19 protein-coding genes and 1 tRNA gene are annotated in these 23,720 nt (G+C 35.5%); 10 read left to right on the top strand and 10 right to left on the bottom strand.

Features of this window, described 5'->3' with window-relative positions; all coding sequences use genetic code 11:
- Positions 1-40: 40 nt before the first annotated feature.
- Positions 41-2,179, bottom strand: coding sequence for a carboxy terminal-processing peptidase (locus tag ACEN2N_RS11225; RefSeq protein WP_441824414.1), 2,139 nt, complete (start codon positions 2,177-2,179; stop codon positions 41-43).
- 191 nt (positions 2,180-2,370) lie between these two features.
- Here ACEN2N_RS11225 and surE point away from each other — a divergent pair, with 191 nt between their 5' ends.
- The 5 genes from surE to ACEN2N_RS11200 all read left to right on the top strand — a co-directional run bounded on the left by surE (position 2,371) and on the right by ACEN2N_RS11200 (position 7,246).
- Positions 2,371-3,144, top strand: a complete 774-nt coding sequence (surE, locus tag ACEN2N_RS11220) for a 5'/3'-nucleotidase SurE (RefSeq protein WP_441824413.1) — start codon at positions 2,371-2,373, stop codon at positions 3,142-3,144.
- Between the two features lie 45 nt (positions 3,145-3,189).
- Complete coding sequence (locus ACEN2N_RS11215; RefSeq protein WP_424002791.1) at positions 3,190-3,474, top strand: hypothetical protein; 285 nt, start codon at positions 3,190-3,192, stop codon at positions 3,472-3,474.
- Between the two features lies 1 nt (position 3,475).
- On the top strand, positions 3,476-4,603 hold the full coding sequence (gene lpxB / locus ACEN2N_RS11210; protein WP_441824412.1) for a lipid-A-disaccharide synthase: 1,128 nt from the start codon (positions 3,476-3,478) through the stop codon (positions 4,601-4,603).
- A gap of 62 nt (positions 4,604-4,665) precedes the next feature.
- On the top strand, positions 4,666-5,232 hold the full coding sequence (locus ACEN2N_RS11205; protein ID WP_441824411.1) for a C40 family peptidase: 567 nt from the start codon (positions 4,666-4,668) through the stop codon (positions 5,230-5,232).
- Position 5,233: 1 nt separating this feature from the next.
- Positions 5,234-7,246, top strand: a complete 2,013-nt coding sequence (locus tag ACEN2N_RS11200) for a ComEC/Rec2 family competence protein (protein ID WP_441824410.1) — start codon at positions 5,234-5,236, stop codon at positions 7,244-7,246.
- 6 nt (positions 7,247-7,252) lie between these two features.
- Here the strand turns inward: ACEN2N_RS11200 and ACEN2N_RS11195 are convergent, their stop codons facing one another.
- The gene (locus ACEN2N_RS11195) at positions 7,253-8,785 is read right to left on the bottom strand and encodes a peptide MFS transporter (protein ID WP_441824409.1); all 1,533 of its coding nucleotides are present in this window, start codon (positions 8,783-8,785) and stop codon (positions 7,253-7,255) included.
- A gap of 16 nt (positions 8,786-8,801) precedes the next feature.
- Positions 8,802-10,967, bottom strand: coding sequence for a S9 family peptidase (locus ACEN2N_RS11190; protein ID WP_441824408.1), 2,166 nt, complete (start codon positions 10,965-10,967; stop codon positions 8,802-8,804).
- Positions 10,968-11,178: 211 nt separating this feature from the next.
- Between ACEN2N_RS11190 and ACEN2N_RS11185 the strand changes: the two genes are divergently transcribed.
- Entirely contained in the window at positions 11,179-12,495 is a 1,317-nt protein-coding gene (locus ACEN2N_RS11185) for a hydroxymethylglutaryl-CoA reductase, degradative (RefSeq protein WP_441824407.1), read from the top strand.
- A gap of 11 nt (positions 12,496-12,506) precedes the next feature.
- Entirely contained in the window at positions 12,507-13,418 is a 912-nt protein-coding gene (locus tag ACEN2N_RS11180; protein WP_441824406.1) for a GYDIA family GHMP kinase, read from the top strand.
- A 54-nt stretch (positions 13,419-13,472) separates the two neighbouring features.
- Here ACEN2N_RS11180 and ACEN2N_RS11175 read toward each other — a convergent pair whose 3' ends face one another.
- The 7 genes from ACEN2N_RS11175 to ACEN2N_RS11145 form a co-directional block, all read right to left on the bottom strand.
- A complete protein-coding gene (locus tag ACEN2N_RS11175; RefSeq protein ID WP_441824405.1) occupies positions 13,473-15,590 on the bottom strand; it encodes a peptidylprolyl isomerase in 2,118 nt (705 codons plus the stop codon).
- A gap of 110 nt (positions 15,591-15,700) precedes the next feature.
- Positions 15,701-16,927 carry a hemolysin family protein gene (locus ACEN2N_RS11170; protein WP_441824546.1) on the bottom strand — a complete coding sequence of 409 codons (1,227 nt, stop codon included), beginning with the start codon at positions 16,925-16,927 and terminating at the stop codon, positions 15,701-15,703.
- A 59-nt stretch (positions 16,928-16,986) separates the two neighbouring features.
- Entirely contained in the window at positions 16,987-17,193 is a 207-nt protein-coding gene (locus ACEN2N_RS11165) for a hypothetical protein (RefSeq protein ID WP_441824404.1), read from the bottom strand.
- A complete protein-coding gene (lptC, locus tag ACEN2N_RS11160) occupies positions 17,186-17,797 on the bottom strand; it encodes an LPS export ABC transporter periplasmic protein LptC (protein WP_441824403.1) in 612 nt (203 codons plus the stop codon). The genes ACEN2N_RS11165 and lptC overlap by 8 nt, the downstream gene beginning before the upstream one ends.
- Before the next feature lie 5 nt (positions 17,798-17,802).
- Positions 17,803-19,176: a tetratricopeptide repeat protein gene (locus ACEN2N_RS11155; RefSeq protein WP_441824402.1), complete on the bottom strand. Its 1,374-nt coding sequence runs from the start codon at positions 19,174-19,176 to the stop codon at positions 17,803-17,805.
- A gap of 39 nt (positions 19,177-19,215) precedes the next feature.
- Positions 19,216-20,502, bottom strand: a complete 1,287-nt coding sequence (locus tag ACEN2N_RS11150) for a hypothetical protein (RefSeq protein ID WP_441824401.1) — start codon at positions 20,500-20,502, stop codon at positions 19,216-19,218.
- A complete protein-coding gene (locus tag ACEN2N_RS11145; protein WP_441824400.1) occupies positions 20,503-21,231 on the bottom strand; it encodes a type III pantothenate kinase in 729 nt (242 codons plus the stop codon). It lies immediately after the preceding gene.
- A gap of 100 nt (positions 21,232-21,331) precedes the next feature.
- On the opposite strand from ACEN2N_RS11145, the gene ACEN2N_RS11140 reads away from it, so the two are divergent.
- From ACEN2N_RS11140 to ACEN2N_RS11130, 3 genes are all read left to right on the top strand, one after another.
- A tRNA-Phe gene (locus ACEN2N_RS11140) sits at positions 21,332-21,404 on the top strand.
- 75 nt (positions 21,405-21,479) lie between these two features.
- On the top strand, positions 21,480-22,451 hold the full coding sequence (locus tag ACEN2N_RS11135) for a phosphotransferase (RefSeq protein WP_441824399.1): 972 nt from the start codon (positions 21,480-21,482) through the stop codon (positions 22,449-22,451).
- On the top strand, positions 22,448-23,719 hold the full coding sequence (locus ACEN2N_RS11130) for an ADP-ribosylglycohydrolase family protein (RefSeq protein ID WP_441824398.1): 1,272 nt from the start codon (positions 22,448-22,450) through the stop codon (positions 23,717-23,719). The genes ACEN2N_RS11135 and ACEN2N_RS11130 overlap by 4 nt, the downstream gene beginning before the upstream one ends.
- The last annotated feature ends 1 nt before the right edge of the window (position 23,720 follow it).

Below are 23,720 nucleotides of genomic sequence, written 5' to 3'. Positions count from 1 at the left end.
ACAATTATGTAGCGGTTTTACTTTTTATAGAACTGGTATTCTAGTTCTTTACACTGGCAAGTTTACCTTGCTTAATGTTGTTTACTTTTAAATCTTCTAAAACATTCACTGCTTCTTCTACATAAACATCTTTGGCTAAATTTTTATGCCATCTGTTACGCTTTTCACGTAGAACAGAATCTTTAGTAAACAAAGCTTCTTCGTAACCTAAAGACTTGAAAGTAAGTTTAGAATCATATTCTGTCAAACTTTTAAAATAATCTGACTGCTCTTTATCTTTTTCTTTTTCTTCTTTGTAAGTATCAAAATTTAAAGAGATTTCAGTTTCATCTTGCTCAGCTTTTAACCACTTTGCATTTTCTTCTATCAACTTAATTTGCTCACTAGTTGCCATTCTCTTTTTACTATCGGCAATTGTTTTCTCGTAATCGATATAACCGTCCCAAGCTTTATAATCGGCAGGTGAAATTTTATCCCATCCTAACGGGTTGGATTGATCTCTTTCACCTAAATCGATATAACTATACCTGTCTGGTACAACAATATCACTCTTTACGCCTTCTAACTGTGTAGAACCACCGTTAATTCTATAGAACTTCTGAGTAGTAATTTTAATAGCACCTAAATCGCCATGATCGTTACTACGCAACATATTGTTCAATGGTATAACGTTCTGTACCGTTCCTTTACCAAAAGTCTGCTTGCTACCAATAACAACAGCTCTTTTATAATCTTGCATTGCAGCAGCTAAAATTTCAGATGCAGATGCAGATAATTCGTTTACAAGAATTACCAACGGACCATCCCATTGTATTCTTTCATCTTTATCATCATAAACATCTTTGGTTTTATCTTTTGATTGTACTTGTACTATAGGACCATCTTTAATAAACAGACCTGCCATTTCAACAACTGTCTTTAAAGATCCACCACCATTATCACGTAAATCTAGCACTAACCCTTCCATGCCTTCATCTTTTAATCGCTCCACTTCTTTCGCAACATCGGTTGCTGCATTTCTTTCACTGTAATCATTGAAATCAACATAGAACTTAGGCAGATTAATAATTCCGAATTTCTCTTCTCCTTTAATGATGTTAGCAGATTTTGCATACGACTCTTCTAACTCAACAACATCTCTTGTTAAAGAAACAACATCTAAAGAACCATCGACTTTTTTAACAGTTAAATCTACAATAGTACCTTGTGCACCTTTTATTAATTTAATGGCATCGTCTAAACGCATGCCTACAATATTAATAGGCTCTTCGCCATTTTGACCAACTTTTATAATTTCATCGCCAACTTCTAATCTTGCATCCCTCCATACTGGTCCGCCAGAAATAATTTCTACGATTTTTGCACCTTCAGCCTTTTTCTGAAGTCTTGCTCCAATACCTTCGAACTTACCCGACATGCTGGTATCAAATTTCTCTTTTTCTTCTGGAGCGAAGTAAAATGTATGTGGATCAAATTCATCAACAATAGTATTGATATATTGTACGAACCAATCTTTACGTTCTAAATCATTAACAAAATCAAAAAACTCATCTAAAGTAGTTTCTGTAGATTTTCTTGATTCTTCTTCAGCCTCTTTTGGTGAGTGTGCATTATGATCATGCTCATCTGTGCTTTCAATTTCTTTATTCTCCATATGAGAGATTTTAGAATCATAAGTACCTAGAGTTGCATATTTCAATTGCTTTCTCCAACGTTCTTTAAGCTCTTTTCTATCTGCAGCAAATGGCTCTTCATCATATTTAATACTGATACTTTCTTTCTCAGAATAATCAAATGGAGTTTCCAAAACTTCTTTGTAAATACCCTTGGCATCTCCCATACGTTGCATCAATCTTTCATATACTACATTGAAAAATGTAATGTCTGTATTTTTGATTTCATCATCTATCTGATATTTGTACTTTTCAAATTCAGAAATATCAGATGCCATAAAATACCTCTTAGTAGGGTCGATTACATCAATAAAATCTTCGAATACATGCACCGAAAAGTCATCATTAAGCGCTTTTGGCTCATAATGCCCTTTTTCTAGAACATAGGTAATCAAATCTAATAACAACTTATCTTTGTCGTCATTTTCAAAAGTCTTATTGGTAAAACTGCATGATGCTACAGTTGCGAGCATCAATAATAATACATAGGCTAAATTTCTTTTCATAAAACTATCTTTTACTTTCCTTTTCAATATCTCCGAATTTGAGGGTTATTCGTAGCAGTTAAAGCCACTTAAACCCCTAAGGTAAAGAAAAAACCATGCCAATTAAATGTGCTAAGAACTAATTTTTTGTTAAACGGCATTTCGGGCTTATCATATTTAAAAACGTATTTTTACTACAGAAAGTATACGCTATGGAAAAACCATTGATCTTAGTTACAAATGATGACGGCATTACCGCACCCGGTTTACGCATGTTGGTCTCAATAATGAAGAAAATAGGCGATGTAGTTGTGGTTGCACCCGATAGCCCGCAATCTGGTATGGGGCATGCTATAACCCTAGATACTGCACTATTTTCTAAAAAAATGAAAATTGATCTTGACCAAGATGGCATTGATGAATATAGCTGTAGTGGCACACCCGCAGATTGCGTAAAATTGGCGCTTCAAGAAATATTACCTAAAAGACCTGACATTTGTGTAAGCGGTATTAACCATGGTTCTAATTCATCTATCAACGTTATTTATTCTGGTACGATGAGTGCTGCAATTGAAGCTGGTATAGAAGGCATACCTGCCATAGGTTTTTCATTATGTAATTATAGCTGGAATGCTGATTTTGAGCAAGCAAAAGATTTTATTCACACTATCGTCACTCAGGCTTTAGAAAACGGTATACCGAAAGGCACCGTATTGAACGTGAATATACCTAAGCTGACCAAAAAAGAGATTAAGGGCATTAAAATTTGCAGACAGGCGAAAGCAAATTGGAAAGAGAAATTCGATAAGCGCACCAACCCAATGGGTAAAGATTATTACTGGCTTACCGGTGAATTTGAATTACTTGATAAAGGCGAAGATACCGACGAATGGGCATTGGCCAATGGTTATATTTCTGTTGTACCGACCCATTTCGATTTAACTGCTCATCATGTAATTCAAGAATTAAACAGCTGGGAATTCTAATAAACCACTGTTCAGAGATTTAATGATATCGCACAATTATTTTAAATGAATACCAAAAAAGAAATTCTAATAGGTTTTATAGTAGGCATTATAGCAAACGCTATTGGCACATTATTGTATATTCTTATATTTTCAGATTTAAGCATTACCGAAACGTATGAAGCTGCTGTTCGACAAGAACATGTTGGCAGTCTTTTAGCATTAGGGGCGATTCTTAATCTAGTTGCTTTCTTCGGATTTTTAAAAATCAAGAGGGACACCAGAGCAAAAGGTGTTTTAATCGCTACCATTTTAACCGCATTCGTGATTCTTTACTACAAAGTTTTTTAACATGAAGTACTACATTATTGCAGGCGAAGCTTCTGGTGATCTTCATGGCTCTAATTTAATTAAGGCACTGAAGAGACAAGATTTGAATGCTGACATTAGATGTTGGGGCGGCGACTTAGTGCAGCAAGCAGGCGGTACTCTCGCCAAGCATTATAAAGAATTGGCTTTTATGGGATTTCTTGAAGTCCTTTTAAATCTGAATGCCATTTTTAAGAACATAAAATTCTGTAAGCAAGACATTGCTGCCTTCAACCCAGATGCTATTATTTTTATTGATTATTCGGGATTTAATTTGCGTATTGCAAAATGGGCAAAAGAGCATAATTTCTTGACCAATTATTATATTTCTCCGCAGATATGGGCTTCTAGAGAAGGTAGAATAGAGAAGATAAAGGCTACGGTAGATCACATGTATGTAATTCTCCCTTTTGAGAAAGAATTTTACGAAAAGAAACACAATTACCCCGTCAATTTCGTAGGGCACCCTTTGCTCGATGCAATTGCGAATAGACCAGATTTAAACGAACAAACATTTAGAAGCACAAATGGCATAGACACCAATAAGCCTATTATTGCACTACTACCAGGTAGCCGTAAGCAAGAGGTTCAAAAGATGCTAACGTTAATGCTTTCGCTAGCAGATGATTTCGCTGACCATGAATTTGTTATTGCTGGGGCTCCTAGCCTTGATAAGGAATTTTACATGCCTTTTCTTACCAATGCGAACGTAAAGTTCATTCAAAATAAAACATACGACTTGCTTTCTATAGCTACTGCCGCCCTAGTTACTAGCGGCACTGCTACCTTAGAAACTGCATTATTCAAAGTACCGCAAGTAGTATGTTACAAAGCAAATTGGATCTCGTACCAAATTGCGAAACGCATTATCACCTTAGAATATATCTCGTTAGTAAACCTTATTATGCAAAAAGAGGTAGTGAAAGAATTAATACAAGATGATTTCACGAAAGAAAATCTAAAAAAGGAACTGACCTTAATTTTAAATGGTGAAGCAAGAGCAAAACAATTAGCTGCTTATAATGAGCTTATTACCAAATTAGGTGGTTCGGGAGCGAGTGATCTGGCCGCTTCATTGATTATAGAAAATGCCAAAACTACTTACTATTAGCAATTTTAAATAATAATTCTATAATTTTATAGTTACACGTACTAAAGGGTACACTCTGTTTTATGCGCATACTACCATGTTTTCTTATCATTTGCTTTTTAGCCAGTTGTGGCATAAGCAAAACAAGCAGTTCTGACAAGGAACGCAAAATATCTGTTGCGGCAGCTAATAATGCAAGAACCGGTAATGATCCTGAGCCTACTAAAACCGAAGAACGTAGAATTATAACTTCTTCTACAAATAATACCAAAGCCGACGAAATTATCAATACAGCGCTTTCATTTTCTGGCACACGCTACAAGTTTGGTGGTACCACAAAAAAAGGTATGGATTGCTCCGGACTTTTATATGTTTCGTTTGGCGAACATGATGTACAATTACCTAGAACGTCTTTTCATATGGCGGAAGAAGGGCATCGTGTTACCGTTAAAAATGTTGAAAAGGGAGATTTGTTGTTTTTTAAAACGAGTCGAGGTTCTAAACGTATCAACCATGTTGGTATGGTCGTAGGTACCGCTAACGACGAAATTACTTTTATACACGCATCGACATCGCGTGGTGTTACCGTCTCATCTTTACGTGACGGATTCTGGAACCAAGCATTTGTAAAGGCTACAAGAATATTATAGCATGAAGCTCTTAGCGTTTATTCCGATCAGACTAACGCTTTTACTCATACTTGGAATTTTAATAGGTTACTTTTTTTCCTTTAACCTATTATATATACTTCTGTTCACCACTTTTCTTTTTCTGCTACTTGCAGGTATTTTCTTCTTTGAAAAGAATACAAAATCAATTTTATTTGGCACCATTGCCGCGCTAACATTCGTATCATTAGGAATCTATAGTTACACTGCTGCACAACCTATAAATTATAGGAGTCACTACAGTAATCGCCAAAATAATAATAACGAACTATGGACGCTAAAAATAAAAGAAGTTCTAAAACCCAATCAGTTTTCGACCCGCTATTTTGCCTCAGTAAAAAGTATTGGTAATAAACAGGTATCTGGCACTATTCTTCTTACTATACCTATTGATTCAGCAAAACTAAACTTAGCTATCGATGATGAATTTGTAACTTATACCGAAGCAAAAGCTATTTCCCCGCCCTTAAATCCGCATCAATTTAATTATCAAAAATATCTAGAGAATTTAGGCGTATACCATAGCATACGAATAGCGCATGATGAACTTGTGAAAATTAAAAGTTCGCAAACTACCCTTCTCGGTATCGCCGCGAGAACACGTAATCATATTATCGATAGGCTTGATCAAGAAAATTTTGGAGCAGACGAATTAAGTGTAATCCAAGCTTTATTATTAGGGCAGCGATCAGATATTTCTGAAGAAACATATACCAATTACCAGAAAGCTGGTGCTGTGCATATTTTAGCAGTATCTGGGCTACACATAGGTATTCTACTCTTAGTTATTCAGTTTTTATTGAGTCCGCTGAAAAATATACCTAATGGGCGAACCCTTATTTTAATTCTATCGGTACTATTTTTATGGACATTTGCCTTTATTGCCGGGTTGTCTGCTAGTATTATTCGCGCTACTACCATGTTCACTTTCGTGGCATATGCACTGTATTTAAACAGACCTCATAATACATTCAATATACTCGCACTATCAATACTGTTTATACTATTATTCATCAATCCGAATTTGCTATTTCAAGTTGGATTTCAAATGAGCTATGCAGCTGTTTTTGCTATACTTTGGATTTTCCCCTTGCTTAAAGGATTATGGTTTCCGAAGAATAAGGTGGTACGATACTTTTGGCAATTGCTATGTGTTAGTATTGCTGCGCAATTAGGTGTTTTACCTATTAGTCTATTCTATTTTCATCAGTTTCCGGGATTGTTCTTTGTATCAAATTTAGTGATCGTACCTGCTTTAGGAGTTATTCTTGGCATGGGTATTTTAGTGATAGCATTATCACTATTAAATTGGCTTCCCAATTCATTAGTATGGTTTTACAATGAAATCATCAGTTTAATGAATAGGGTAATAGCTTGGGTAGCAAAACAAGAAAGTTTTATTTTCAGTGCTATCTCTTTCGATTTTACTCAGCTATTATTAAGTATTTTGGTTCTGGTAATGGGCATAGAACTTTGCAGAAAATTCAACTACAAACGAATAGTTTTCTTTTTTTTAAGTATTCTATGTTTTCAAAGTTGGACCATCTATCAAGAATATGAGGCTCAAACTACCTCAGAAGTACTAGTATTGCATCAAACGAGAAAGAGTCTCATTTTTAACAGAAGTGGAGATAATTTATCAATCTTAACAAACCCTGATAATAGACCTGACTATCTTATTTCAGATTATATTACCGCTGAACGCATGAATTCGGTGCAATTTGATTATTTAAATAACAGCTATGCTTTCGAAGATGAATTGCTATTGATAATTGATAGTACAGGAATATATCCGAAGTCAACATCCCAAAAAATTCTACTCACACAATCACCAAAAATTAATCTAGACAGATTGCTAGACAGCATCAATCCGAAGGTAATCATAGCCGATGGCAGTAACTACAAAAGCTATGTTGAACGTTGGAAAGCTACTTGTATAAAAAATAAAATCCCTTTTCACTATACTGGTGAAAAGGGAGCTTATTATTTTGAGTAATATAAATTAATGCACTTTACCCATTAACTTTTTAATTAACGGTGATGCTAAAAGAACGATAATACCTGCACCTAAAGCATATTTAGCAATAAGCATGAAACCATCTGTATACACGGTTAAAGTTGCAAACCCACTTACATCGCCATCTGTACTTTCGATAGCTAGTTGTTTACCAATAAAACCGACTATCTGAAATGCAAATGCAGACGATAAAAACCAAACACCCATAATAAAGGCAATCAATCTCATCGGTGCTAAATCTGTCATTTTAGATAAGCCCACAGGAGACATAAACAGCTCACCAACAGACAATAAGAAATACATTAACAAAAGATATGTAAAGGGAACAAATCCGCTTTCGTTGGCGCTACCACCACTTAATGCTAAAACATAAAAACTTATACCGGCAAAAAGCAATCCTAATCCGAATTTATACGGAGTTCTCGGGTTCCAATTTTTCTTGCTCAACCATGTCCACATCATCGAAATCGGAATAGCTAATATAATAATGAACATAGAGTTTAACGAATTTGTTTGCGCCGCAGACATTATGCCGTCAAGATCAATATTTCTAGCTGCAAACAAAGTAATGACACTACCAGACAATTCATGGAAACCCCAGAAAATAGTCATGAAAAAAGTAAGTAATACCGCTACAAACAGTTCTTTTCTTTCTTTAACATTTGCTTTGAACATCTCGTAAGCCAAATATGCTAGAACGGCGATACCGATACCGGTAAAAATGACATTCACGATATTTTGATCTGCAAACATACCATCTGTAGCAATCGCTTTATAAGATGATAATAACAGTGCTATTAACGGCGCTGCCAATACAGCCAATACAGGAACAAGAATACCTTGCTTTACACCAAGTACTTTTTTCTCTAGTACATGCTCATTAGGTGGTAATCCTCTATCTCCGAAAACATTGGCTTGAATACCTCTCCAAAAAACAATTAGACCAGTTAACATACCAATACCTGCTAAACCAAAACCATAATGCCAACCGTAGGTAGCCGCTAGCCAACCACATAAAAGTGGAGCTACCCAACCACCAATATTAATACCCATGTAGAAAATGGTAAAACCCGAATCTTTTTTGGGATCTCCTTTTTCATAGAGTGTACCAACAAATGTGGAAATATTTGGCTTAAAAAATCCATTACCTACAATGATCAATGATAGCGCCAAGAAAAAAGCAATGTCGTTTTCAATAGCCAGAACAAAGTGACCTATAGACATTAAAATTCCGCCTAAGAAAATGGAATTTCGCATCCCTAAAATCTTATCCGATAATTTTCCTCCGATAACTGTAGAGGCATAAACTAATGAACCATAAGAGGAGTAAACAGCTGCTGTTGCATAATCTCTTTCTGCTAAGGCTTTGAAGATTACATCAATCATGTAAAGCGTCAGCAACGCTCGCATACCGTAAAAGCTAAAACGCTCCCACAATTCTGCAAAAAATAAGTAAAATAAACCCTGCGGGTGTCCAAAAATCTGTTTTTGGTCTGAAATTTCAGTACTTTCAGTCATAGTTCAATTAGTTAGTTTATAGTTTCTCTTTTATAAAATTGGTCATTTTGTTATACAGGTGAATTCTTGTGTTACCACCAAAAATTCCATGATTTTTATCTGGATAGATTCCCCAATCGAACTGCTTATCAGCTTGAATCAAAGCTTCTATCATACGCATAGAATTCTGTACATGTACATTATCATCTCCCGTACCATGTATCAACAAATAATCACCTTCTAATAACTGCGGATAATTAAATGGAGAGTTTTCATCATAACCACTTGGGTTTTCTTGCGGAGTTTGCATGTAGCGCTCCGTATAAATAGTATCGTAAAAAGCCCATGATGTAACAGGCGCAACGGCAATTGCCATTTCAAAAGTATCGTTACCTTTTAAAATACAATTAGTTGACATAAAGCCACCATAGCTCCAACCCCATATACCCGTTCTTGATTCATCGATATACGGTAATTCACTTAATTTTTTAGCTGCAGCAATTTGATCTTCTACCTCATATTTTCCTAATTCTTTTTGAGTAACTTTTTTAAAATCTCTTCCTTTGAATCCGGTTCCACGACCATCTACACAAGCTACAATATACCCTTCAGCTACTAACATTTGGTGCCAGTAATCATTAGCGCCCATCCAGCTATTGCTCACATTTTGCGAACCAGGACCACTATACTGATACATAAATAAAGGATACTTTTTTGCAGGGTCAAAATCTTTAGGCTTGATCATGTACATATTAAGATCATTGCCATTAATAGAAATTGTAGAGAACTCTTTCGGACTCACAGCATACCCTTCTAATCTCTTCAATAATTGACTATTGTCTTTTATATCTTTAACCTTCTTACCATTAATGGCTTGATGCAAAGTATATATCTGAGGCATTTCTGTACTTGAGAATGTATTAATGAAATATGTAAAATCAGCACTAAAAGATGCATTATTCGTTCCTTTAGAAACTGCCAAGCCATTTTTATCATCACCACCGCTACTAATATTATAAACCCCACGGTTTATAGAACCATTTTCAGTTGATTGATAGTAAATTTTATCTTCGTTTTGGTCGTAACCGTAGTATTTAGTGACTTCCCAATCGCCTTTCGTAATCTGATTCATTAAACTACCATCTTCCCCATAAAGGTAAATATGGTTCCAGCCATCTTTTTCGCTGGTCCAGATAAAGCTATCATCTTCTAGAAATGTAAGGTTATCGGTGATATCAACATAGGCATCATCTTTTTCTTCTAACAGAACAGATACATCACCCTTCTTTGCATTTATCGCATACATGGTCAAATGATTTTGATGCCTGTTCAAAGTTTGAACACTCAACATATCTTTATGGTTCATCCATTTAATACGCGGTATGTAATACGCGTTATTAGTATTTACGGCAGAAATTGCTCCACTTGCAACATCTAAAAGATGCAACGAAACAATAGAATTGTTTTCACCTGCTTTTGGATATTTAAATACATGTGGTTGTTGGTACAAACCCGTACCATAAACGTCCATAGAAAATTCTGGCACGTTGGTTTCATCAAAACGAAGAAAAGCTATTTTAGAACCATCGGCATTCCATTCGAAAGCACGAACAAAAGCAAATTCCTCTTCATATACCCAGTCGGTAACGCCGTTAATAATTTTATTTGATACACCGTCGGTAGTAACCTGCTTGGTTTCACCCGAAACCATATTCAGAATATAAATATTATTGCTCTTTACATAGGCCACCTGATTACCATTTGGCGATAATAATGGTTCTTGAATTTTGTCCGCACTTATTTGAACTACTTTTTTAGAAGCTACATCATACACATAATAAATACCAAGTTTTGATCTTCTGAATATTGGCTCTACTTCTGTTGAAAGCAAGATCTTTTTTTCGTCTGAACTGAAATCATACGATGAGAAAGAAGATATATCAGCTAAATCTGCTGAAGAAACTACAGTACCAACTTTTTCTAATGTTTTATAATCGTATTTATCAACTGTAGTAACTTGACTGATTCTATTGGTATTAAGAACTGTATATTGGGTGCCATTTTTCATGGATCTAAGAGCATCCATCCCTTCAGTTCTAAAAGCGCCTTGATAAATTTCAGCTACTTCAATTTGTTTTTCCTGTGCCCAAGTAATTGCGGAGAGTGAAAGTAAAATCAACGCAAATAAGTGTGTTTTTCGCATAAATAATTGAATTTTGTTAAATCTCTCAAGTTTACCACAATTTCCTCAAAAAAACACGCTTTGCAGTGAAAAAGAAAGCGCTTTTAACTCTTTGCCTATCGAAACTAGATTATTGCCAATATGCTTATCTTTACTACCGTAAAATTATGTGCTATTTTTCTAAATCGCGACTTTTACTCAACATCGAATATTAGTAGAAAGTTATACCTAAATGACCAAGCCAATAAGTGGTTTCTCCAAACTTACGAAAGAAGAAAAAATAGATTGGGTCACCACAAACTACACCCAAAATGCCACGCAATCAAAGAAGATATTGCAAACCTACTGGAATGAAAATTCTAGTATTCAGCAATTACATGATGAGTTTATTGAAAATACACTCACGAATCTTTATATGCCTTTAGGCATTGCCCCTAACTTTTTAATTAACGAGACACTTTATGCCATACCCATGGCTATCGAAGAAAGCTCAGTTATTGCAGCTGCTAGTAAGGCTGCAAAATTCTGGTTGAATAAAGGCGGATTCAAAGCTGAAATCATAGGTACAGAAAAAGTAGGTCAAGTACATTTCATATTTAAAGGTGAGGCAACAAAACTGAACTCCTTTTTCACCTATTTAAAACCCATTTTACTTGCAGAAAGTGTTTCTTTGACCACTAGTATGGAAAAAAGAGGTGGTGGTATTTCTGATATTATTTTAAGAGATAAGACCAGCGAATTAGAACATTACTTTCAGCTACATGCTACTTTTCAAACTAAAGATGCTATGGGCGCTAATTTCATAAATAGCTGCTTAGAGCAATTTGCGGTTACATTGAAAAAGGAAGCTGCAAATTATAAGGATTTCTCGGCCATAGAGAAAGAGGTAGAAGTAATAATGAGCATACTTTCTAACTATGTACCCAATTGTACCGTTCGTGCTGAAGTGAGCTGCCCTGTTGAAGATTTAAAACTATCAGCAGAATTGACACCGCAACATACAGCAGAAAAAATAATACAAGCTATTAAAATCGCAAAAGTAGAACCGTACCGTGCGGTTACGCACAATAAGGGAATAATGAACGGTATAGATGCCGTCGTTCTAGCTACTGGTAACGACTTTAGAGCAATAGAAGCTGGCGTACATGCGTATGCCTGTAAAAATGGTCAATACAGTAGTTTGACTCATGCTGAAATTGAAAACGGAATTTTTAAATTCTGGATTGAGTTGCCATTGGCGTTAGGTACCGTTGGCGGACTCACAAACTTACACCCTTTGGTGAAACTGAATTTAGAGATACTTCAGCGACCATCGGCAGAAGAGCTGATGCAAATTGTCGCTGTGGCAGGTCTAGCACAGAACTTTGCGGCTGTTAGCTCTTTGGTTACTACCGGTATTCAAAAAGGACATATGAAAATGCACCTTCTAAATATATTAAATCAACTAGGTGCGAACGAGAATGAAAAAGCTACATTGGTAGCACATTTTAAAACTAACCCAGTAACACATCATGGAGTGGAACTTCAATTGAATACTATAAGAAAATAAACCGTTCACGCATGACCAAGGAATTTTACAGTAACGGAAAATTATTGATTACCGGAGAATATGCTATTCTCGACGGCGCAAAAGGTTTGGCATTACCCACAAAATTCGGACAATCTTTAAGCCTACTTAGTTCAGATTCAGAAAATTTTGTCTGGAATAGTTTAGATGCGGATGAAAATATTTGGTTTAGCGCCGAATTTTCTAAGAAAGATTCTAAGACCGTTTATACTTCTGATCGGGATGTGGCTCATCGCCTATCTCACATTCTTTTGGAAGCAAAAAAATTAAATCCTGATTTTTCACCTAGTACAACCAACATCAATTCGGCAGAAGCTAAAGTTACTTTCCCTATAGATTGGGGCTTGGGCACTTCATCTACGTTAATTGCGAATGTTGCCGCCTGGGCAGGCGTAAATCCATATCAATTACTAGAAGCTACTTTTGGCGGTAGTGGTTACGATATTGCATGCGCCACCCATAATACAGCAATTACGTACCAAAGAAATGGTTTTGAACCCCATATAACCGAGGTAACGTTTAACCCTGACTTTACAGATCAGTTATTTTTTGTGTATCTCAATCAGAAGAAAAACAGCAGAGAGGCTATTAATAGCTACAGGAATTTAGATTTTAATAAAGAGGAGCTGATCTTAAAAATCGATAGCATAACAGAGCGCATTTTAGCTTCTACTCACCTTAAGGATTTTGAACTTCTATTAAACGAACACGAGAGCGTTTTATCTAAGACACTTCAAATAGACTCTATAAAAAATATACTTTTCCCTGATTATAGCGGTACTGTTAAAAGCTTAGGTGCTTGGGGAGGAGATTTTGTTTTAGTAACCGGTACGGAAGCCGATATGGTTTACTTCAAGAACAAAGGATATTCAACTATAGTACCTTACTCAGAAATGATACTATAAAAAAAGAGCAACCAATTGGTTGCTCTTTTTTTATATAAACTTACAAAGTAACTACTAGTAGAAAGTAGCTCTTTTATCTTCAATTTTAGAACCGTCTTTCAATGCGTTATAAACTGCAGTGTTCACACGGCTAGCAGCACCAGTTTTTATCGCATTTGAATAAACGCTATAGTTGTCTAATTTTGGAGCTTCTGTTTTCTTAACGATTTCAATTTTGAAAACACCAGTATTCCCTTGAATTAAACCTGAAGTTTGACCAGCAGCCATACCATATGCAGTACCTACTACAACAGGCTCACTACCAGCACCAGGTATAGTCGGTGACTTAACAGTAAGTGCAGACGCAGTTGAAACACTTACAGCGTTATCAGATGCAATAGCACTCATTTCCTTACCCTTGTTAGCTGCGATAATTTGAGCTGCCTTACGTTCTTTTCTAATGATCGGCAATACAAGTACAGAAGCATCTTCAGCACTCATTACACCTTCTGCATAAGTACCAGTTAATTGAACTACAGCATAACCGTTGTTAATGTTGAATCTCTTTACATCACCTACCTCAGTATCAGCATTAAAAGCCCACTGTACAATATTTCTTTGATTTGTTAACCCAGGTAGGTTCTCATCTAAAGCTTTGATCTTATTTACAGGACGCACTACGTATTCAGCTTTCTTAGCCAATGTTGAAAATGCACTTTCATCATCTGTAGTTTCCATTTCAAATTTTGTAGCATTCGTAAACAATGTATTTATTGTTTCTTCTGATGCAACGATTTCTCTAGATATAGTAGCAACCTGAACTACATCTTCTTTATCGTCAATTTTAATAACGTGAAATCCGAAGTCAGTTTCAACCAACCCGATGCTTCCTTCGTTATTATTAAATGCGAAATCATTGAATTTAGGTACCATTACGCCTTTTTGGAAATATCCTAAATCTCCACCATTTGGTGCAGATGGTCCGTCAGAGTTATCTCTTGCCAATTCTGAAAATACAACTCCAGATTTTTTAGCTTCTTTTAATAATTCTTTCGCTTTAGCTTCAGCCTCTTCTTTTGTTCTTGTTACTTCAGGATTTGCTCTAGTAGCACCTGTGTAAGCCAATAGAATATGACTTGCTTTTACAGAACCATTAGGCTTTCTAGCAATCATCTTAGAAATCTTATAAGAATCTCCATCTTTATAAGGACCGTATATTTGACCAACACTTAAATTCATTATTGTATCTGCAACGCTAGAAGGTAAATTTTTCTTAGCCTTGAAAATAGTATCGAACTTAGTATCAGAATATCTATCTAAAAATGCAGTAACATCTTTTGTATTTCTAAAACCTCTAATAGTATCGTTACGATCGGTTTGAGTATTATATTCTATAGTATCATCTAACAACTTAGAAACTTCAGCTTTAATGGCTGCTTGATCAGCATCAGATGGCTTTTCTTGAAAATATACATATTGCAAATCTCTTGCAGGATCTTGCTTGTATTCTTCTTTGTGCTTACTTACGTAATCAGCTATTTCGCTTTTAGTTACGTTTATTGTGCTATCTGCAATAGAAGTATAAGGTACTCTTACGTACTTTATGTCCATTTTTTCATTAGCCAATTTATAGTCTAGCTCCCCTTCTTTCAAAGTAGCACCAACACCGGCCTTTACCATATTAAAGTAAGTCTGCTCTTTTGCCAATTGAACTATTTCGTCTTCTGTCTGTAACCAAGCATCATATTGAGCAGGGTTGTTAACTTTCCAATCAGCAACAGTTTGCTTAAACAAATTTGCATCGAACTGACCATTCTGATCTTGAAATTGAGGATTCTGTGCGTAACCGGTAGTTCTTAAAAAATCAACAATTTGATCTTGCTCAATACCGATACCTAAATCTTCGAATTGCTCACCTAAGATTGTCTTTCTTACTTTGTTCTCCCAAACCTGGTTTACGACTTGCATAGATGATGCCGTTGGACCAACTCTGTTAGAAGCAACTTCTACCTCTTGTCTGAATTCATCAATAGAAATTTCTTCTCCATTAATTTCAGCCACAGACGAACCTACTTTTTCTCCTCCTAAATTACTACTGGTAAAAACTCCAGAAATAACAAATGCAAAAAGCGCCAAACCTATAATCAAGATCAACACTGTTGTACGTTTCCTAATATTTTCTAATACTGCCATTCTAATTAACGTTTAAAATAATCGTTTGTGGTTATTGGGAGGCAAAACTACCATTTTTAATTGAAATAATAAAAACTAAAAAGACTCCTAATTTATTGATTGTTGCACTGTTATTCTTCTTTTAACAGTTCTATAGAAACTAGATCAATTTTTGTGTTCGAAACCTCTAACACCGTAAACTTATAATCTTCTATAGTAAGCTCTACTTCTTTATCTGGGATTTCACCTAAGGTATGTACCAAAAGCCCTCCTAAGGTTTCAAATTCATCTGACACCGGAAGGTCTAACTTATAATTTTCGTTGATATAATCTACCTCTAGACGAGCCGAAAAAAGAAAATGACGTTCATCAACTCGCTCTTCACGTAAATCTGTTGTATCGTGTTCATCTTCAATTTCACCGAACAGCTCTTCTACAATATCTTCTACCGTTACTAGACCAGATGTACCACCGTATTCATCTAGAACCACCGCAATACTTTTTCGTTTCTTCATTAAAGTGTTCAGAATATCTTGAATAAGCATGGTTTCGGGTACGAACTCAACCGGTAATAAAATACTTTTTAATGTCTTTGGCTTTTTGAACAACTCGTAAGAATGTATATAGCCTATAACATTATCTACCGTATCATTGAAAACCAATATTTTTGAATACCCTGTTTCGGTAAATAATTTAGCCAGATTTTTTGGTGTTTCGTGCATTTCAACAGCAACTACCTCTGTTCTTGGCACCATAACTTCTCTTGCTTTTACCGCTGCAAATTCTAATGCATTTTGAAAAATCTGTATTTCTGTATCTACATCATCTTCTTCCTTAATGGTCTCCATCTGTTCGGTAATATAATCGCCCAGTTCTAATTTACTAAATGCCAATTGCACTTCATCACCAGAGGTACCGAATACATGTTTCAGTATCAAGTCAGAAATCCAAATAATGAAATCTGATATAAAAGAGAATAAAATATAGAATAAAAAGGCTGGTATAGCCAATAACTTTAAAAGGTTATTAGCATAAATTTGGAAGAGAACCTTTGGCAAAAACTCTGCCGTTATCAATATTATAAAAGTAGAAATCAACGTCTGGGTCAACAAACTGAAATCAGTAATAAATAACTTTAAAATGGCGTTATCTGGAACGATACCCGTAAACCAATTCATAAGCACATCGCCCATGAAAAGTCCGTAAATAACCAATGCAATATTGTTACCAATAAGCATGGTAGCAATAAACTTAGATGGTTTTTTGGTTAATCTGGTAAGTACAGTTGCCAAAAATCCTTCTTGTTTTTTTTCAATTTCTATATGAATCTTGTTCGCAGAAATAAAGGCAATTTCCATTCCTGAGAAAAATGCTGAAAAAATTAAGGAAAGTATAATGATAATACCAGCTGTACCCACTACTTATTTAGATTATCCTGTTTACGTTGTTCGAATTTTTTCCTATAATTTCTTCTAAACAAGAACATACCAATAGAAACTACAGCAAAAAATATGAAAAAATATGCCATAGTTCTATCGGTGTTCCAATCTGAAAAAATTCTGTAAATTGAAAAACCGGCCACAATAACATATAAGTACTCTGTATATCTTAAAATACTAATCATTCTTTTGTTCTTTATCCTCTTTGATCAACATAAGACCATAGGTTTTATGTGCATTTAAAAATTTGAGGTCTTTTTGAATATCCATTCCTTCCCCATCCATCACCGTACCGTCATCAGGGTTGGTGAACGTAAACTTTTCTTGTGTAAATGCCCATTCGTTACCACGATCATAATATAATTGTGATGTTGCCAATTTCTTGCCGTCATCACTTTTTATAAGCACATTACCCCGCAAATCTACGATAGAAGTCTTAGAATACAACACTCCAAAATCTGCCTCTATGGTAGTTTTTTCATTTTTCTCATTAAAAATCTCCACTAACAAGCCTTCAGGAAAGGTTTGATACGGAAAAGACAACTGATCAAAATCATTTCTTATAGGACCTGAAATTACAGCTAAAACCTTTGAAGACCCTAATTCTTCTGACCCCAACTTTTCAAGAGACTCGGTGTAAGTGCCCGAAAAATTTTCAGCCACGCTTCTCGGGTAGACTTTTTTCGCAGCTTCATCACCTACTCTCTTATAGTCGTCTTGACAAGATAAAAAAAGCATTGCCATGGTATATACCACGGCAATGCCTTTAAAATTATGAATCTGTTTCATTTTTTCTATAAAGAAGGTACTGTAATGCTACCACCAACCCAACAGTTGAATGAAATAGTTTTACCAGCCATACCCGAACTAAAGATCATTTCTTTTGTTGGTGCTTTTGCACTATAGCTGTTTGCCGCCTGACTTGAAGAACCACCTAATGATGGATCGACTCTACCTGCTTTTCTTGCCATATCTGCAGCTTTCCAATACATTGCTCTTTTTTCGAAAGCTGATGTACCACAATCATTTGCACTAGTTGCATACAAGTTAGCAATTAATAAATATGCACGACCGTTAGATGGGTTAGCATCAATCGCCTTTTGTGCATAGCTACGTGCAGAAGACTTGCTACCTTTTCTTTTATTAATTACTGCTACTTTATAAGCAATCTTAGATTTTTTATCGTTATCAGTTTCTAAAGATAATGCCTTATCGAAATCTGCAAGAGCACCTTTGCTATCGCCATTTTTCATTTTCAACGTACCACCGTAAACATAAGCATCAGCAGATGGATCTAATCTTAATTGCGCTTCGAATAATTTTTGGAACATTGCATCATCGGTACATTCTTTGTTGAACATAAGACCAACCGCTCTTTTTACCCAAACAACATCATTCTTTTTCTCTTCAAAACTCTTTTCGTAAAGTGGAATAAGGTTACCACAATCTGCTAAAGGTCCTAATTTAGAATCGATACTTCCTGCAATTTTACCATAAACCTCAGAATATGAATTGTAAGAATTTAAACGAGATTTTTCTTTAGAAGTCAACGTACCCGCTTCTTCTTTTGGTAATAGCTTAGAGATTTTACCAGTGATTTTTTCGTTTTCTACTTCAATTTTCTCTGTTACTGCATCGTATACATCAAAAACCTCTTGCAAATCTTTTCTACCTGCCTTATGCTCATCAACTAAACTAGAGAAGTAAATATACAATGCTTTTGGGCTTGTAAAGTTTTCTTGATCTTTAGTAAATGCCTCACCTAACATGCTGTACATTTTAGCATCATCTGCCATTTTATTTTCGTACATCACCATAGCTTTATCAACCATAGTCTCACCAACGCTAGTTTTAGATGCAAAATGTTTCATCTTATTGTCATAAAGACCCATAAGATCATTTGCAAATTTTTCTTTATCAGCACCGGTTGCTTTTTCTAATTTGTCTTTAAGAATACGCTCACCATATACATAGATAGCGTTGTTCAATTGTGGACAAGTTTCATAAACCATTTTCCACGGCTCATAAGCTGCGTCATAATTTTTAACTTTTGCATGTTCAGAAAATATGGACAAGTTTGTCATACATTCAGGGTTTTGCGCCTGTGCATTGCTCACTCCCATCATCCCAAGAACCATAATTGCCGTGAAGTAAAGTTTCGATTTCATTTTTTCTATTTTTAAAATGGTTAATGTACTAAATTTTTATTAATTGATTTTTCTTTTCTGGAACCAACGATCGTTTAATGATAGCCCTACATTAAGTTTGAAATAGCTCTCTTCGATCAAATTAGCACGAGTAGTTCCTTTTTTACCAAATTCGAAACCTAAGTTAAGATTCGAGAAACTTCTACCCAGTGGTAAGCCTAATCCAAAAGTTATGCCAAAGTTATTTATATCAACATCGTTCACCAACATACCGGTCTTATCTAGGCGCAAACCTGCACGGTAAGTCACTCGTTTTAAGTAACTTGAGAAAGAATCGTAATCTGGCGTAATAAATGCACCAAATGCAATAGAACTTGCATCTTCATAGGTAACACTTTCTGCACCTAAGAATGAATTCTCGAAAGAACTCATTTGCTGAAAACTATATTCAGCACCTACAAACCATTTATAATCTTCACCATACCCCAAACCTAATGTCGTCGTGGTAGGTATTTTCAGTTCTGTGTTGCTTAAATTCTGAGCAGCTAAATTTACTTCTACTTCTTCTATTGTTACCCCGTTGGCTACTGAGAAAGAACCTATTTGTCTATCATTTTCAGAAACAAGATTACCTTGTGTATTTACACGAATAGATGAATGAAGTCTTTGCTTTCCTTTAATTAGCGGACTATAGTTCAACGCATAATTGAAATCAAAACCATTAACCCTAGAACTTCTTCTATCGAAAGTACCAAATTGAATATCTTCAACTTGTTGTAACCTTTCACTCTCTAAAGTACCGAAGTTGAAATTTACCGTTACACCAATGCTTAAATCTTGAATAATTTCATACCCTATAGAATAGAAAGCTCTATTTAAACCGCCAGTACCATTATAAACATTCGTTAATGAACCACTTGTATTCGTTCTTTCTTCAACGAAGTTATAACCGACAGAAGAATATGGCATTATTCCAAACCCCATACCTAACCCATTACCAACACTAAAACCAAGTGCCAAATAATCTAAAGTCGTTACAGAACTTTGTTGTTCTTCGGTAAAACTTTTAAGGGTAAACTGCTTATTCGAGACACCGGCCGTATAAGTCACAAGGCCTTCTTTATCCATTACCTCTAAGCCGAGCTTGCCATAAGCGGCAGGGTTTTTTAAGTTTATATGTATACTATCGGCATAAACGCCAATACCACCCATCATTTGATTTTCTACAGTACTTGTGCTTTTTATATCTCCAATTCCGAAGAAAGAATAAGGCGAAACGGTACCATCTTGAGCGTACATACCAACAGTGGTAATGTATACAATTGCAATTACAATTTTTCTGATCATTTAGTGCTTGTTGTATTCCAGCAAATAATTAAGCCCTTTCAGGAGAAATTTGGAATCCGCAAATATGGTATTTTTTAATCGTTTAGACAAAAATAGTGTATCACCGCCTGTTAAAATAATTGTTAAATCTTCAAATCTAGCTTTGTAGAGATCAATGACACCGTCTATTTCAAGAGTAATACCATTTATTACACCGCTATGAAGACAGTTTTCTGTTGTATTACCAATATAGTCTAATAGTTCTTTTTTCTCGAGTAAAGGCAACTTTGCGGTCTGTTGATGCATGGCATTATAGCGCATTTGCACACCTGGAGATATCGCTCCGCCCAAATATTCATCGAAATCGTTCAACATATCATATGTAACACATGTACCTGCATCTATTATCAAATTATTTTTATGCGGATTAAAATAATACGCAGCTGTTGCAAGTGCAATACGATCCACCCCTAAAGTTTGAGGAGAAGCATATGAATTCTTAAATGGCACTTTTGAGGCGCTATTTAACTCATGTAAATCGCAAAAAACAGCTACAACTTTCATTTGATCCTTAGAAAGTGACCCTACACTAGAAACTATTGCAGATTGTATATTCGGGTACTTTTTAAAGATTTTCTTAACGGCTTCAACAAACAAATCAGCAACAACAGTCTCTAAATGAATTATTTCCGTCTTTTTAAAGATCGCTAACTTAACGTTTGTATTACCTGCATCAATTATTAAATTCATGTTACAAAGATTAAAAATTAAAAAAACATTTCTCTTTTTTCATGATTTAGTTTGTAAATCATAAAATTGAAATTATATTTGCAGCCGCTTACAGCGACATGGTGCCTTAGCTCAGTTGGTAGAGCAATGGACTGAAAATCCATGTGTCCCTGGTTCGATTCCTGGAGGCACCACAATAAATCCTTACTTATCGGTAAGGATTTTTTTGTTTTAATACCTATCTTTCAAATTACGAAAAAAAATAGGTTGTGTTACAAATTAGCGAAGACAGTACATTAAAATTTCTACAAGAATATCTGTCCTCCAAAGGTTGGCTCAAGAAAAGCGAAAAAATCACTCATATCTCTAAGGCTGGTGAAGGCAATATGAATGTGGTTATTCGCGTAACCAGCAATTTACGTTCTATTATTGTTAAGCAATCAAGACCTTTTGTTCAGAAATACCAGCATATACTTGCCCCCATAGAACGAATTGAAGTCGAGCACACTTTCTACAAAGCTGTTAAGAACAGTAATATAAATTCTCACATACCTAGAATTATCGGCTTTGACGCTGATACACATATTCTGGTAATGGAAGATTTAGGCGATTGCGATGATATGAGCTTTATATACCATCAGCGCAGTATTACAGACAACCAATTTCATACACTGATTACTATAATCCACCGGATTCATGGTGCAAAAGTGCCAAACGACTTTCCTGACAATATAAAAATGCGAGAGCTCAATCATCAGCATATTTTTATACTACCTTTTATGAGCGATAACGGATTTTCTTTGGATGACATTCAACCAGGATTGCAAAACCTATCGCTTGAATACAAAGAAAATGAGCAATTGAAACAAATCATCAATTCAATTGGCGATAAATATCTATCTAAAGGCGATACGCTTTTACATGGCGATTATTACCCTGGTAGCTGGATGTCTACTGACCAGCAACTATATATAATTGATCCTGAATTCGGATTCGTCGGGTTTAAAGAATTCGATCTTGGCGTTATGGCTGCACATCTCATTATTGCTACCCACGATATTTCTTATATTGAAAAAATTGAAATTTCATATCCTGTAGATATTGAAAATGAGCTTCTTAAAAAAGTTGCTGGGATTGAAATAATGCGAAGACTTATTGGCTTGGCACAATTACCCATTAATAGAACTCTTGAAGAAAAAGGGGAATTATTAACCATTGCTAAAAACTTAATTTTATCATGAGATATGTAGCAATCCTTCTTTTTATTTGTTTGTTTGGATGTAAAAATGACTCCAATAAATTTGATGTTCCATCGCCTACTTCTGGTAAGTATTTGGAAAATGAAATACAATTAGCAGATTCAGTTTACTATGACAAGGTTTTGGGCGCTTTAGTTGGCTCGGCAATTGGTGATGCTATGGGCGCTTCTACAGAAATGTGGCACAGAAAAGATATTCAATTGTCATATGGTTATATAAATGGATTAACACCGGCACTTCGTGAACAATCGCCTGAAGGCACTTGGGACCACAACTTACTTGATGGTGCTACTACCGATGACACCCGCTGGAAAAGTTTAATGGTGCATTATTTCAAAGCCAATAAAAACAACATTAACCCTGAAAATTTTACTGATTTCATTATTGAATATTATAACACCTTAACCAACGCTCTCGCCAATAAAGACATACAAATTAGTACCGATGCACTAGACACACAGATTGAAAAAATTGACTGGATCAAAGAATGGGCACGAGTTGCATTAGCTTACAAAAAAGATAATAGTACCTACCTACAAGCTCAAAATCGTTTTTATGGCGGAGAAATGTCTTGTGCAGGGCAATTGTACTCGCCAATGGTCGGCCTTATCTCTAAATCTCCTGCTGAAGCCTATCAAAAAGCTTATGATTTGAGTTTATTCGATATTGGCTACGCCAAAGATATTACCGCTTTGGTGTCTACCATGACTTTTATGGCAACAAGAACAGAAAGTATCGATTCTATTATGAACGTGGCGAATTTCGTCGACCCTATTGGCTATGCCGATAGTAGATTAGTTGGTCGTATACCTACCACAATTCTAATTGGTTCTCAAAAAAATGTAAGGCGTATTAATGAATTGGTATTAGATGCCGTACTACTCAATGATTCATTGACCTATAACGTACCTAAGGGATTTAAGGGTTCTAAACCAGAATGGATTCGCCAAGAAATGGTGTATAGACTACTAGAAAAAGACGAGCGTAGTATTGCATTTCATTCTGCAGAAATTTGGCAAATACTTGTTACCGCTCTAGAATATGGTCGTGGAGATTTCGAAAAAACAATGCAATTTATCGTCAACTACGGTCGAGACAATGATACGGTAGCCGCCATAGCCGGCATGATACTCGGAGCCAAATTGGGCTACAAAGCATTGCCACCTCAGCTTCGTGAAACAATTATAAAAGTAAATAGAGAAAATATGGGCATAGACCTTGAGGTTTTAGCCCGTGAAATGTCTCAATAAA

It is taken from the genome of Maribacter spongiicola (genome assembly GCF_052119685.1).
GTDB lineage: Bacteria > Bacteroidota > Bacteroidia > Flavobacteriales > Flavobacteriaceae > Maribacter > Maribacter spongiicola_A.
Note: the sequence above shows the minus strand (reverse complement) of the source record. Positions and strands in the feature narration are given on the sequence as shown.

What these genes read in the sequence shown, in the direction of transcription:
- ACEN2N_RS11225 (WP_441824414.1), bottom strand. Translation starts at nt 2,179, where the DNA reads ATGAAAAGAAATTTAGCCTATGTATTATTATTGATGCTCGCAACTGTA.
- surE (WP_441824413.1), top strand. Translation starts at nt 2,371, where the DNA reads ATGGAAAAACCATTGATCTTAGTTACAAATGATGACGGCATTACCGCA.
- ACEN2N_RS11215 (WP_424002791.1), top strand. Translation starts at nt 3,190, where the DNA reads ATGAATACCAAAAAAGAAATTCTAATAGGTTTTATAGTAGGCATTATA.
- lpxB (WP_441824412.1), top strand. Translation starts at nt 3,476, where the DNA reads ATGAAGTACTACATTATTGCAGGCGAAGCTTCTGGTGATCTTCATGGC.
- ACEN2N_RS11205 (WP_441824411.1), top strand. Translation starts at nt 4,666, where the DNA reads ATGCGCATACTACCATGTTTTCTTATCATTTGCTTTTTAGCCAGTTGT.
- ACEN2N_RS11200 (WP_441824410.1), top strand. Translation starts at nt 5,234, where the DNA reads ATGAAGCTCTTAGCGTTTATTCCGATCAGACTAACGCTTTTACTCATA.
- ACEN2N_RS11195 (WP_441824409.1), bottom strand. Translation starts at nt 8,785, where the DNA reads ATGACTGAAAGTACTGAAATTTCAGACCAAAAACAGATTTTTGGACAC.
- ACEN2N_RS11190 (WP_441824408.1), bottom strand. Translation starts at nt 10,967, where the DNA reads ATGCGAAAAACACACTTATTTGCGTTGATTTTACTTTCACTCTCCGCA.
- ACEN2N_RS11185 (WP_441824407.1), top strand. Translation starts at nt 11,179, where the DNA reads ATGACCAAGCCAATAAGTGGTTTCTCCAAACTTACGAAAGAAGAAAAA.
- ACEN2N_RS11180 (WP_441824406.1), top strand. Translation starts at nt 12,507, where the DNA reads ATGACCAAGGAATTTTACAGTAACGGAAAATTATTGATTACCGGAGAA.
- ACEN2N_RS11175 (WP_441824405.1), bottom strand. Translation starts at nt 15,590, where the DNA reads ATGGCAGTATTAGAAAATATTAGGAAACGTACAACAGTGTTGATCTTG.
- ACEN2N_RS11170 (WP_441824546.1), bottom strand. Translation starts at nt 16,927, where the DNA reads ATGGAAATTGCCTTTATTTCTGCGAACAAGATTCATATAGAAATTGAA.
- ACEN2N_RS11165 (WP_441824404.1), bottom strand. Translation starts at nt 17,193, where the DNA reads ATGATTAGTATTTTAAGATATACAGAGTACTTATATGTTATTGTGGCC.
- lptC (WP_441824403.1), bottom strand. Translation starts at nt 17,797, where the DNA reads ATGAAACAGATTCATAATTTTAAAGGCATTGCCGTGGTATATACCATG.
- ACEN2N_RS11155 (WP_441824402.1), bottom strand. Translation starts at nt 19,176, where the DNA reads ATGAAATCGAAACTTTACTTCACGGCAATTATGGTTCTTGGGATGATG.
- ACEN2N_RS11150 (WP_441824401.1), bottom strand. Translation starts at nt 20,502, where the DNA reads ATGATCAGAAAAATTGTAATTGCAATTGTATACATTACCACTGTTGGT.
- ACEN2N_RS11145 (WP_441824400.1), bottom strand. Translation starts at nt 21,231, where the DNA reads ATGAATTTAATAATTGATGCAGGTAATACAAACGTTAAGTTAGCGATC.
- ACEN2N_RS11130 (WP_441824398.1), top strand. Translation starts at nt 22,448, where the DNA reads ATGAGATATGTAGCAATCCTTCTTTTTATTTGTTTGTTTGGATGTAAA.